Raw genomic sequence first — 11,879 nt, 5'->3', positions numbered from 1 at the left:
TGTTCAGGCGTGCGCCGGAATCCGTCCGGCATTCTTGCGACGTGCGGATCCGAAGAGTCGGCATATCAGGTAGATCACGAACGAGACCGAGGTGACGAAACTCGAGACGGGAACGCCGGGGGCCAGCGAGAGAAGGATGCCGCCGACGGCTGCCAGTTCGGCGAACACGACGGAGAGAATCGTGGCCTTGAGCGGGCTTGCCGTGACGTACGCGGCGGCCGCTGCGGGAGTGATCAGCAGCGACATCACCAGCAGGGCGCCGACGATCTGCACGCCGAGCGCGGCGGTGATTCCGACCAACACCGCGAACACTATCGACAGTGCCCGCACCGGAACACCTCGAGCTGCAGCAACTTCGGGATCGGTGCTCGCGAACAACAAAGGGCGGTAGATGAATCCGAGTGTGCCGATCACGATGACCGCGCACAGCAGCAGAAGTTCGAGACCGCTGTTTCCCGGCGCCACGATCTGTCCGACCAACAACGAGAAGCTGGTTCCCGTGCGACCGTCGTACGCCCAGAGGAACAACACCGACAGGCCGAGGCCGAAAGCCATGATCACGCCGATCACCGAATCCCGTTCCCGCGCTTTGGCTCCGAGTAGCCCGAACAGAACCGCGGCGACCACGGATCCGACGATGGCGCCGAAGCCGACGCCCACGCCGACAAGAAGTGCGGCGGATGCACCGGTCAGCGACAGCTCACTCGTACCGTGCACCGAGAACGACATCTGACGGCTCACGATCAGTGGCCCGATGATGCCCGCCAGCAATCCGAGGATGGCGCCGGCGATCAACGCCTGTTGGACAAAGTCGTACTGAAGTAGATCGACGGTGGCGGACACGTCGAACATCCGCGACATCGCGTCGGTGAACTTGTTACTCACTGGTGGTGATCCTCATCAGAATGGTGAACGCCTTCGCCTGGACGCAGTCCGCCGGCGCTGCCGAGTGCGTCGATGGCATCTCCGGTGCCGATCACGACGAGGCGACCACGAACCTGCAGCACCTCGACGTCGGTGTTGTACAGATCCGAGAGAACCTCGGATGTCATCACTTCGGCCGGCGTCCCGATCCGGAATTTGCCGTCCACCAGATAGAGCACTCGATCCACCAACGGCAGGATCGGATTGATCTCGTGCGTCACGAACAGCACCGCCGTGTCATGGCTGCGTCGACGCTTGTCGATCAGCGTCGAGACCAGGTGCTGGTTGGCGAGGTCGAGGCTGAGCAGCGGCTCGTCGCACAGCAGAATCCGCGGGTCGCCGACCAAAGCCTGAGCGATACGCAGTCGCTGCTGCTCGCCGCCGGACATGGAGCCGATGGGAGCGTCGGCAAACGACTGGGCGCTGACCTGCGCGATGGCGTCGTCGACGATCTTGCGTCGACGACCCCGGCGCAGTAGCCCCGTGCCCCACTGGTGACCGTCGACGCCGAGGCCGACCAGGTCGCGGCCGCGGAGCGGGAGGCCGTCGTCGATCGACTTCTGCTGAGGGATGTACCCGACATGTGAGTTGCCGGCCCGCGCCGGCGTGCCGACGATCTGAGCACTACCACCGCTGAGCTGCAGTTGACCCAGAAGAATCTTCAGGAGCGAGGTCTTGCCAGACCCGTTCGGTCCGAGTACGGCGATGAACTCACCTGGCTGTACCTCGAGGTCGAGTCCGTCCCAGAGGGTGCGGGTGCCGAAGGACAGTCGAGCATCCTTCAGCGTCACAGCGGGCACGGTGGTACCAGAAGGCTCGGTGGTACCAGAAGGCTCGGTGTTACCAGAGGGCACGGTGTTTCCTGAAGGCACGGACTCACCAGAAGGCACAGGAGTATTCGCGGAAGTTTCTGTCACAAGCCGATCGGTTCTTCTCGGAAATGGTGGGGCAATAATTACTGGGCAGAGAGGGCGTTTGCGAGCGACTCCGCGGTCTGCGTCTGCCACTGAATGTAGTCCAGGCCCTCGGGGAGAGTCTCCGTAACCTCGACGACGGGCACTCCGGCGGTTTCGGCGGTGGTGCGCATGTCCTGGGTCACTTTGTCCTGCGTCTGGATGTTGTAGACCAGTGCGCGGGCCTGCTTCTCCGAGAGGAGCTGGCGCGTTGCGGCGATTGCGGCCGGTGACGGATCGTTGCCGTCTTCGATGGCGCTGGTGAACTCTTCGGGAGTTGCGTCCTTCAGTTCAGCTGCGACCAGGAGGTAGTGCGCGATCGGTTCGGTCTGAGCCACGGGTGTGCCCGCGTGGGTAGCGGCGATGGAATCGGTGATGGCCGTGACGCCGGCGAGCTTCTGGCTGTATGCCTTCGCGTTGTCCTCGTAGGTCGCCGCGTTGTCTGGATCGAGAGCGCTCAGCTGATCGGCAACCGAATGTGCGACGGCGTCGACGGTCGGGATGTCGAACCAGACGTGTTCGTTGACTGCGCCGTGGGTGTGACCGTCATGCGATTCGCCCGCGGTTTCGCCGGCATGGATGCCGCCGTCGAGCAGGTTGTAGGCGTTGACCGTCTTCTGCTCGCCCTTGCCTGCGTCGAGGACGTCGGTGATGAACTGGTCGTAGCCGCCGCCGTTGTAGACGACAAGCGATGCGTCGGTGATCTTGGCGGCATCGGCGGGAGTCGCCTCGAACGAGTGTGGGTCCGCAGACGGCTCGTTGATGATCGACGTCACGGTCAGCTTGTCGCCGGCGACGGCCTGCGCGACGTCGCCCCACACGTTCGTCGATGCGACGACGGTGATGCCGTCGTCTTTCGAAGAGGTTGAGCTGCACGCGGTGAGCGCGAATGCTGCGGCGACCGAGACGGCCGCGAGGGCGGTGGCGGTGCGGAATTTCGACGACGAACGCACGTGCTTTTCTCCTGAACAAAGGCTGGGCTAAATGCTATTGGAAACCGTTACCGTTACACATTAGCGCATAGTCGCTGGTAGTTCACCTTCGGTTCAGCCCCAACGCGCCGTCTGCGGGCACTACGGCTAACGTCCGTTTATGCCCCGGTCCCGTCAGCCACGCCGTCAAGCCACTTTGGCGTCGCTTGCCGCCGAGCTCAATGTGTCGAGAACTACAGTCTCGAACGCGTACAACCGACCCGATCAGCTCTCCGTCGAGCTGCGGGATCGAGTGCTCCAAGCGGCCAAGCGACGTGGATACCCCGGACCTGATCCGGTCGCCCGCTCCTTGCGAACTCGCAAAGCCGGCGCCGTCGGTCTCCTGCTCACCGAAGCACTCAGTTATTCGTTCCGTGACCCGGCCGCCATGAGCTTTCTGGCCGGTCTCTCGGAATCGTGTGAGGACGCCGGTCAGGGCTTGCTGCTCATCCCGGCCGGTCCCGGACGCGACGAGGTGGATGCTGCGGCCGTGGTCCAGCAGGCGGGCGTCGACGGCTTTGTCGTCTACTCGGTGGCCGACGACGATCCATATCTCGCTGCCGTGCTCGAGCGTCACATTCCGATCGTGGTGTGCGACCAGCCGCGCGAGATTCCCGGTGCGTCCCTCGTAGGCATCGACGACCGCGCTGCCATGCGCAAGGTCGCCGACTACCTCATCGGGCTCGGCCACCGCGACATCGGCGTGCTCTGCATGAGGCTGGGGCGCGACCGGATGGACGGCGTTGTCAGCCAGGAACGGCTCAAGTCCCCGCACTTCCACGTCCAGCGTGAGCGGATCGAAGGAGTGCGCGACGCGATGGTGGCGTCCGACATGGACCCACTCTCACTCACGGTGATCGAGCGGTACGTCCACACATCGCAGTCCGGGCACTCGGCGGCGGCGGAAGCTCTCGCGACCAACCCTGAGATCACCGCACTGGTCTGCACCACCGACGTGCTGGCTCTCGGCGCCTTGGACTGGGCGCGCTGGCAGGGCATAGATGTACCTGGCCAACTGTCGATCACCGGATTCGACGGCGTCGACGAGGCGCTGCGTGAATCACTGACAACGGTGCGCCAGCCCCAGGAAGAGAAGGGCCGGCGCGCCGGTGCGCTCCTGATGTCGCCGTCCGGATCCGGCGTTCCGATAGTCGAGATGCTCGACACCGAGCTACTGGCCGGGCGAACATCAGGTCGGATCAAGGGGTAACTGTCACAGGGGTAGGTGTCAGGGTGTAGTTGTCACGCCAGGAGTTGGGCGCAGCGCAACAATCCCAGATGGCTGTATGCCTGGGGGTGGTTGCCCAGCGAGCGTTCCGCGATGGGGTCGTACTCCTCCGCGAGCAGTCCGGTGGGACCCGCTGCCGCGACCAACTGGTCGAACAGTGCCTCTGCTTGCAGGCGTTGCCCGATCAGTAGGTATGCCTCGACGAGCCAGGCTGCGCAGAGATGGAATCCACCTTCGATGCCGGGCAGGCCGTCGTCGTGGTGGTAGCGGTATACCGTTGAGCCGCTGCGTAGTTCGGCCTCTGTGGCTACGACGGTTGCGGCGAAGCGTGGATCCGTGGGATCGATCAGTCCCGACAGTCCGATGTGCAGAGTAGCGGCGTCGAGATCGGTACCGTCGTAGGCAGCGGTGTACGACTGGACGTCGTCCTTCCATCCCTTGTGGCGTACTTCGTCGGCGATCTGGTCACGTAGTTCCACCCACTCGGGCAGAGCCTCACGAGAAAAGCGGGCAGCAAGATCGACAGCGCGGTCGACGGTGACCCAACCCATCACCTTGGAATAGACGTGGTGGCGAGGGTTGTCGCGAATTTCCCAGATACCGTGGTCGGGTTCGAACCAGCGTCGCTGCACTGCTTCGACCATGGCGCACACCAGTTCCCAGTCGCGGTCGCTCAAAGGGTCAGCAGCACCGGCCTTTTCGCGTGCATTGGCCAGTTCGACGATCAGCTCGACGATCGGGCCGAACACGTCCAGTTGCACCTGCTGATTGGCGGCATTTCCGACGCGGACCGGCCTGGACCCGGCGTACCCGGGCAGTGAGTCGATGACGGCTTCGGGCGGTAGTGAAGTCCCGTACAGCGTGTAGAGGGGATGCAGGCGCTCGGGTCCCGGCAGCGTTTCGAGCACGCGGTGGACCCAGTCGAGGTAGTTCTCGGCCTCGTCGGTGGATCCGACGCTGACGAGAGCTGTTGCGGTGAGGGCGGCGTCGCGCAACCAGCAATAGCGGTAGTCCCAGTTGCGGACTCCGCCGATCTCTTCCGGCAGAGATGTCGTAGCGGCGGCCATGATGGAACCGGAATCGGCGTGAACCAGCCCGCGCAAGGTCAGCGCAGAGCGTTTCATCAAGTCCGGCTTCAGCTTCGGCAGTTCGAGCGTCTTGGCCCAATCGGACCAGTATGCCTCCGAAGTTGCTCGGCGTTCGATCTCCGGAATCTCGGAAGGGCCGATTTCTTCTGTTCCGCAGCGCAATTCGAGGACGACGTCACCCTTGGACGGCTCGACGATGGCGTGCGCGGTCTGCTGGTTTCCGTCGGTGGCGATGTTCCACAGCACGCCGGGGGAGCGGAGCACGTATGGCTCGTTGGTGCCGAGGACCCGTATGCCCTCGTCGACGACCTCGAGGGTGACCTGACCTTGGCCGAACTCGGGCCGGGGTGCAAACGAGACGATCGCGTCGGCCTGGCCGGAAATGATGCGAGTCAGGTCGGTTCGTCCCTGTGCGACGTCGTGGGGGAGGTAGTCGGTGACGGACAGGCTCGCCCAGCGGGTCTGAACGGTCATCGTGCTGTCGATGTACTTCTGGCTCAGCGGCAAGGCTGTTCGGCGAGGCCCGACCGTGAAATGGCCCGCCCCGGTTCCGCCGAGAAGGTGCGCGAAGACTGCTGCGGAATCCGGTTCCGGGTGACACAACCAGGTCAGCGTCGCATCCGGGGTCACCAAAGCGACGGTCCGCGGACTGGCGAGCATCGAGAGCCGCTCGATGGGCGGAGCGTCGGCACCGGAAAGCCACGTACGACGCTCGTCGAGCAGGAACGCCAGAGCGGCAGCGACGTCCTCGGTGCTGTCGACGCGATAGTCGGCGACAGTGTCCCCGCTGCCGACCTTGATTCCGATGTCCGGCCCCTGAAGCCTGCTGAACGCCTTTTCGTCGGTCACGTCGTCCCCGATGAAGACGGCTGCGGTAGCGCCGTCCTGATGGCGAATCAAGTCGAGTGCGTGGCCCTTGTCGGTGGCGATGACGGCCAATTCGACCACCGATTTGCCCTCGGTGACCTGAACACCCGGCCAGAGCGCCGATTCGGTGCGAACGGCGATGAGTGCCTTCTCGGCGTCGTCGGCGCTGGTGTTGCGTACGTGCAGGGCGACGCTGGCGGGCTTCTTCTCCACCGTTGCCCCAGGGGTGTCGGCGGCGATTCGGCCCAGCTCGGTGACGATCTCGTCGAGCAGCTTCCGGGCGTCGGCGTCGATCGCGTGAACGAATCCGATATCGAACTCGGAGCCGTGGCTGCCGACCAACTGCACTTCGGCGGGAAGTCGGGACAGCGCAGCCAGATCCTTGAGGGCGCGACCGGAGATCACGGCAGCCGTCGTCGAAGCCAGGCTGGCGAGGGAGCGGAGCGCACGCACCGTTTCCGCACGGGGATACGCCTTGTCCGGGTTGGCGACGATGGGTGCCATCGTCCCGTCGTAGTCGGAGGCTACGAGCAGACGCGGGGTGCGTGCCACGCCCGACAGTGCTCGGCGGAGTTCGATGGACAGGTCTTGTGCGCTCACCTCTTCAAATCTAGGTGATGCAGCGACTCCTGGCTCGATACGTTTCCGGCCGATCAGTGCAAAAATGACAGATGCGACAAGGAACGTCTATTCGGGTTTCCGAGTTCCGTCACCGAGCAGCAGTTCAACCGTCAATTCCAGTCGATTGGCGACATCGGTAGCCGAAGAACGTCGCGTGAGCCATGCCACCAAATTGGACAGCCACACATCGGAGATCACGCGCGCGATCGCCAGCTGCTCTTCGGTTGGCTCCTCTTCGGTCATCGCTCGTGCGAAGAGGCGGTCCATCAACTGGCCAACTTGATCGACCTCGGCCGCTGCGGAGGCGTCGGCGAACATGAACGCGCGAGTCATAGCTTCGGTCAGGAGTGGATCGCGCTGCATCGCGCGGGTGATGAGGCTGAGGATCAGCTGCATCCGCTCGAGCGGGCTGGTTCCGGGTGGGATCTTGCCCTTGGAATCGATCTTCTCGAATTCGCGTGCCAGAGCGGACACCAACAGGTGAACCTTGGACGGGAAGTAGCGATAGAGCGTTCCGACTGCGACGTCGGCGCGCTCGGCCACGGCGCGCATCTGGACAGCCTCGTAGCCGCCCTTGGACGCCAAGGCGAGGGTTGCGTCGAGAATCCGCTTGCGGCGTTCGCGTTGCGCGTTGGAGCTGAGATCGTCGTCCCCGAGCGTTGCAGAAGCAACCGCGTTGGAGCGGGATCGGGATGTTGTGGTCATCGACAAATTCCTTCGCGCCTTGACTCTTGGCCAGGTGTCATATTAGAACACGTTCTAAACAATTGTGTCACTTATCGAGAGGCGGGAACCAGTTGTGACAATCGCCACGACCGATGAACAGCGAGCGGTCCAGGAATCGATAGAGGCCTGGGCTCGCTCGGCCACGCCGATGGACATGGTACGCCGTGGACCAGCAGTTTCGTGGCGGGAGAAATGGTCCGAGTTCGCGTCTCTCGGGATATTTTCGGTCGCCGTTCCCGAATCGGTAGGCGGAGCCGGAGCCGAAATCGTCGATCTCGCAGCAATGCTCGAACAGGCGGCAATCGAACTTGTGCCGGGTCCTGTTCTCACGACTGCACTCGCAGCTCTGGTGGTGGGGCGAAGTTCGTCGCCCGCTGCCAAGCGTTGGTCCGAAACGCTCGCCGACGGTGCGTTGCCGTGCGCCGTTGTATTGGACGAAAGTCCAGTTGCGGCAACGGCGAACGCGTCCGGTGGCATCGAGCTTCATGGCGAAGGAGGTTACGCCTGGGGTGGAGATTCGGGCGTATCGGTGCTCGTGTCGGCAGGCGTGAATTCCGAAGGTGACGGCTCGCGTGTCGTCTGGGCTCTCGTCGACGGCGACAGCGAAGGCGTGACCTACGACGCCGTCGACACGATCGACAAGTCGCGACCACTGGCACGGGTCTCGTTCGACCGAGTGACGGTTGACGCCGACCGAATCCTCGATGACATTGCGCCCGGATCGGTTTCCGATCTCGCGGCGGTACTGGGGGCCGCGGAAGCAGCCGGAATTGCGGCGTGGAGTCTGCGTACTGCGGTGGAGTACGCGAAGATTCGCGAACAATTCGGAAAGCCCATCGGTTCGTTCCAGGCGATCAAACACATCTGTGCCGAAATGCTGTGCCGCGTAGAGAATGCCGGAGCGGTCGCCTGGGACGCCGCGGTCGCTGCCGAGTCGGGCGATGAACTTCCGATCGCCGCAGCAGTGGCGGCCGCGGTGTCGCTGGACGCCGCAGTCGACACGGCAAAAGACTGCATTCAAGTGCTCGGCGGCATCGGATTCACCTGGGAACACGAGGCGCACTTCTACCTTCGTCGAGCACTGTCGCTCAGGCAGATTCTGGGCGGATCGTCTCACTGGCGCGCACGCGTCGCGGAATTGACGATCGGCGGCGCACGGCGTCACCTTCAGATCGACTTGAGTGAGCTCGAATCCGACCGGTCCGAAATTCGCGAAGAGGTAGCGCAATTGGTCGCGCTGCCCGAATCCGAACAGCGCAACGCGTTGGCCGAATCGGGCTACCTCGCACCGCACTGGCCCAAGCCGTACGGCCGGGGCGCCAAGGCAGCGCAACAGATCCTGATCGAAGAAGAGTTGGCGGCCGTCGGTATCGGCCGCCCCGACCTGGTGATCGGGTGGTGGGCAGTGCCGACCATCCTCGAGCACGGCAGTGCGGAGCAGATCGAAAGATTCGCGACACCGACGCTCAAGGGCGAGATCACCTGGTGTCAACTCTTCAGCGAACCTGGTGCAGGTTCGGATCTTGCGGCACTGCGCACGACCGCGGAAAAGGTCGAAGGCGGTTGGAAGCTGAACGGCCAGAAAGTCTGGACTTCGCTTGCGCGTGAAGCTGACTGGGCCATCTGCCTAGCCAGGACCGATCGCGATGTTCCCAAACACAAGGGCATCACGTACTTCCTTCTCGACATGAAGACCGCTGGGATTCGGATCTCGCCGCTGCGCGAGATCACCGGAGACGCCCTGTTCAACGAAGTCTTCCTCGACGACGTCTTTGTCCCGGACGAGTGCGTTGTCGGCCAACTCGGTGGAGGCTGGAAGCTGGCCCGCACGACCCTCGCCAACGAGCGGGTCGCGATGAGCGGTGGCTCTTCACTCGGCGGTGCGATGGAGGAATTGCTCGAGCTGGCCGGCGATCCCGATCCTGTGGTTGCAGACAAGCTCGGTGGGCTGATCGGAACCGCCATGGTGGGCTCGTTGCTGGAATTGCGCACGACACTGCGGCAATTGGATGGTCAGGATCCGGGCCCGGCGTCGAGCGTCCGCAAGCTGGTGGGCGTGCGCCAGCGTCAGAATGTCGCAGAGTTCGCCATGGAATTGGGTGGCCCGGCCGGATGGGTGGAGGGTCCGCTCTCGCGTGAGTTCCTCAACACGCGATGCCTGTCGATTGCCGGCGGAACCACGCAGATTCTGTTGACCGTCGCCGCGGAGAGAATTCTGGGCTTGCCCCGTGATTAGACGGCGTGAGTAGAGGCCTTTAGAAATGTCCACGTTGGTGATACAACTAGAACACGTTCTACATCAGAGACAGGATTGCCAGCGTGGACTTCACTCCCGATGAAACCCAGGAAGCGGTAGCCGAGGTGGCTACCGCGCTCCTTGCCCGCGAACTGGAGCCGGACGCGCTCTGGGCGGCATTCGCCGAAGCCGACCTGCTCACGTTGGCCCTACCCGAGCGTCTGGGCGGCGAGGGCCTCTCGGTCACCGACGTCGGCTCTCTTCTCGTCGAGGTCGGCCGAGCCGCCGCTCCCATTCCGGCTCTCGCGACCCTCGGCTTCGGCGTACTCCCCATCGTTGCTCTGGGGACCGATGCTCAACAGGACGAATTGCTCACCGGAGTCGGCGCCGGACGGGTGTTCACCGCGGCGCTCGGTGAGCCGGGTCAGCAGTTCCCGGCGCACCCGTCGACCACCGCGCAGCAGTCAGGCGACTGGTATCGCGTCAGCGGGACGGTGCTTGCCGTGCCCTTCGCGGCGAGCGCACACAGAATTCTTGTGCCCACCGACGCCGGAGTCGTTCTCGTCGATCCGACCGCCGCCGGCGTCGCATTGACGCCGACTCCCAGCGCGTCCGGCAGTCCGGAGTTCGCAGTCACCATGGACGAGGCAGTCGGTGAACTTCTCGGTGCCGGCGCGGAAGCCGTCCAGACGCTGTACCGGATCGCCACGGCGAGTATCGGAGCCGTCGCCGATGGTTTGGTATCCGGCGCCGTCGATCTCACTGCGACACACGTCGGCTCGCGTGAGCAATTCGGCAAGCCGCTCGCCACGTTCCAGGCAGTCTCACAACAGATAGCCGACGCGTACGTCACCTCTCGGACCCTTCACGTCGCGGCGTTGTCGGCGTCCTGGCGCGTGTCGGAAGGCCTGGACGCCCAGTCGGACCTCGACGTCATGGCGTACTGGATCGCCCAGGAAGTTCCTGCCACGATGCAGGTGCTTCACCACTTGCACGGCGGTCTGGGCGTCGACGTCACCTATCCGCTTCATCGTTACTACTCGACGGCAAAAGACTTGGCGCGCCTGCTCGGCGGCGCTTCGCAGCGACTCGACCTCGTGGGGGCCCGGTGTTCATCGATCTGACCGACAGTCAGCGCGCATTGCAAGCTGAACTTCGACGCTACTTCTCGACGCTGATTTCGCCCGAAGAGGCCAAGATCATGCGTGTGGAGCGGCATGGCCCTACCTATCGCGAGGTCATCCGTCGAATGGGCAAGGACGGCTGGCTCGGCGTCGGCTGGCCGGTGGAGTACGGCGGACGTGGGTTCGGTGAAGTCGAGCAGCAGATTTTTGTCAACGAGGCTGTGCGGGCGGATGTCCCACTGCCTTCGGTCACTCTGCAGACCGTCGGTCCGACTCTGCAGAAGTACGGCAGCGAGGAGCAGAAGCAGAAATTCCTGCCCGCGATCCTGGCCGGTGAAGTGCACTTCGCGATCGGCTACACCGAACCGGAAGCGGGCACGGACCTTGCAGCACTGCGGACCTCGGCAGTGCGCAATGGTGACGAGTACGTCGTCAACGGCCAGAAGATCTTCACGACCGGCGGGCACGACGCGGATTACGTGTGGCTCGCCGTACGGACAGGGTCTGCCGATTCACGGCATCGCGGCATCTCCATCCTGATCATGGACACCAAAGATCCCGGTTACACCTGGACCCCGATCATCACCTGCGACGGCGCGCATCACGTCAACGCCACCTACTACGAGGACGTTCGCGTTCCGGCGAACATGCTTGTGGGTGAAGAGAATCAGGGCTGGCGCCTGATCACGACGCAGCTCAACCATGAGCGCGTCATGCTCGGCCCGGCAGGTCGTGTCGCAGGGATTTACGACCACGTCTTCGATTGGGCCAAGCGTGAAAATCTGCTTGATCACGTTGATGTACGGCGCGCACTCGGCGAAATTCACGCGACGTACCGGCTCAACGAACTGCTCAACTGGCAAGTGGCGTCGAGTGATTCGGATTCGGTGGATATCGCCGACGCTTCGGCAACCAAAGTGTTTGCGACCGAGCGTATCCAGCGGGTCGGTCGACTGGCAGAAGAGATCGTCGGGCGGTACGGAAATCCGATCGATCCCGAAACTGCTGATCTCATGGAGTGGCTGGACATGCAGATCAAGCGCAACCTGGTGATCACCTTCGGCGGTGGAGTCAACGAGGTGATGCGCGAACTGATTGCGACCGCCGGCCTGAAGCTTCCCCGCGTTCCGAGATAGGAAAC

9 protein-coding genes are annotated in these 11,879 nt (G+C 63.6%); 4 read left to right on the top strand and 5 right to left on the bottom strand.

The window, feature by feature from the left end; genetic code table 11:
• Nucleotides 1–3 precede the first annotated feature (3 nt).
• From ACFQ6H_RS07325 to ACFQ6H_RS07315, 3 genes are all read right to left on the bottom strand, one after another.
• Nucleotides 4–885, bottom strand: coding sequence for a metal ABC transporter permease (locus ACFQ6H_RS07325; protein WP_378645033.1), 882 nt, complete (start codon nt 883–885; stop codon nt 4–6).
• The gene (locus tag ACFQ6H_RS07320; RefSeq protein WP_378645138.1) at nt 882–1,724 is read right to left on the bottom strand and encodes a metal ABC transporter ATP-binding protein; all 843 of its coding nucleotides are present in this window, start codon (nt 1,722–1,724) and stop codon (nt 882–884) included. The genes ACFQ6H_RS07325 and ACFQ6H_RS07320 overlap by 4 nt, the downstream gene beginning before the upstream one ends.
• 155 nt (nt 1,725–1,879) lie before the next feature.
• Nucleotides 1,880–2,830 carry a metal ABC transporter solute-binding protein, Zn/Mn family gene (locus ACFQ6H_RS07315; protein WP_378645030.1) on the bottom strand — a complete coding sequence of 317 codons (951 nt, stop codon included), beginning with the start codon at nt 2,828–2,830 and terminating at the stop codon, nt 1,880–1,882.
• A gap of 139 nt (nt 2,831–2,969) precedes the next feature.
• Between ACFQ6H_RS07315 and ACFQ6H_RS07310 the strand changes: the two genes are divergently transcribed.
• Nucleotides 2,970–4,058: a LacI family DNA-binding transcriptional regulator gene (locus tag ACFQ6H_RS07310; protein ID WP_007733995.1), complete on the top strand. Its 1,089-nt coding sequence runs from the start codon at nt 2,970–2,972 to the stop codon at nt 4,056–4,058.
• Between the two features lie 32 nt (nt 4,059–4,090).
• Here the strand turns inward: ACFQ6H_RS07310 and otsB are convergent, their stop codons facing one another.
• Both otsB and kstR read right to left on the bottom strand, forming a co-directional pair.
• Nucleotides 4,091–6,631: a trehalose-phosphatase gene (gene otsB, locus ACFQ6H_RS07305; RefSeq protein WP_378645027.1), complete on the bottom strand. Its 2,541-nt coding sequence runs from the start codon at nt 6,629–6,631 to the stop codon at nt 4,091–4,093.
• Nucleotides 6,632–6,718: 87 nt separating this feature from the next.
• Nucleotides 6,719–7,357 carry a cholesterol catabolism transcriptional regulator KstR gene (gene kstR, locus ACFQ6H_RS07300; RefSeq protein WP_003945752.1) on the bottom strand — a complete coding sequence of 213 codons (639 nt, stop codon included), beginning with the start codon at nt 7,355–7,357 and terminating at the stop codon, nt 6,719–6,721.
• A 94-nt stretch (nt 7,358–7,451) separates the two neighbouring features.
• On the opposite strand from kstR, the gene ACFQ6H_RS07295 reads away from it, so the two are divergent.
• From ACFQ6H_RS07295 to ACFQ6H_RS07285, 3 genes are all read left to right on the top strand, one after another.
• Entirely contained in the window at nt 7,452–9,614 is a 2,163-nt protein-coding gene (locus ACFQ6H_RS07295; RefSeq protein ID WP_378645024.1) for an acyl-CoA dehydrogenase, read from the top strand.
• An 83-nt stretch (nt 9,615–9,697) separates the two neighbouring features.
• On the top strand, nt 9,698–10,738 hold the full coding sequence (locus ACFQ6H_RS07290; RefSeq protein ID WP_378645021.1) for an acyl-CoA dehydrogenase family protein: 1,041 nt from the start codon (nt 9,698–9,700) through the stop codon (nt 10,736–10,738).
• The gene (locus tag ACFQ6H_RS07285; protein WP_378645019.1) at nt 10,723–11,874 is read left to right on the top strand and encodes an acyl-CoA dehydrogenase family protein; all 1,152 of its coding nucleotides are present in this window, start codon (nt 10,723–10,725) and stop codon (nt 11,872–11,874) included. The genes ACFQ6H_RS07290 and ACFQ6H_RS07285 overlap by 16 nt, the downstream gene beginning before the upstream one ends.
• Nucleotides 11,875–11,879 lie beyond the last annotated feature (5 nt).

Origin of the sequence: Rhodococcus sp. NPDC056506 (assembly GCF_042794945.1) — a bacterium.
Taxonomy (GTDB): domain Bacteria; phylum Actinomycetota; class Actinomycetes; order Mycobacteriales; family Mycobacteriaceae; genus Rhodococcus_F.
The sequence above is the reverse complement of the archived record's forward strand: the minus strand, read 5'-3'. Positions and strand labels throughout refer to the sequence as shown.

Coding starts and splice junctions, on each gene's coding strand:
- kstR (WP_003945752.1), bottom strand. CDS start 7,357: ATGACCACAACATCCCGATCCCGCTCCAACGCGGTTGCTTCTGCAACG.
- ACFQ6H_RS07310 (WP_007733995.1), top strand. CDS start 2,970: ATGCCCCGGTCCCGTCAGCCACGCCGTCAAGCCACTTTGGCGTCGCTT.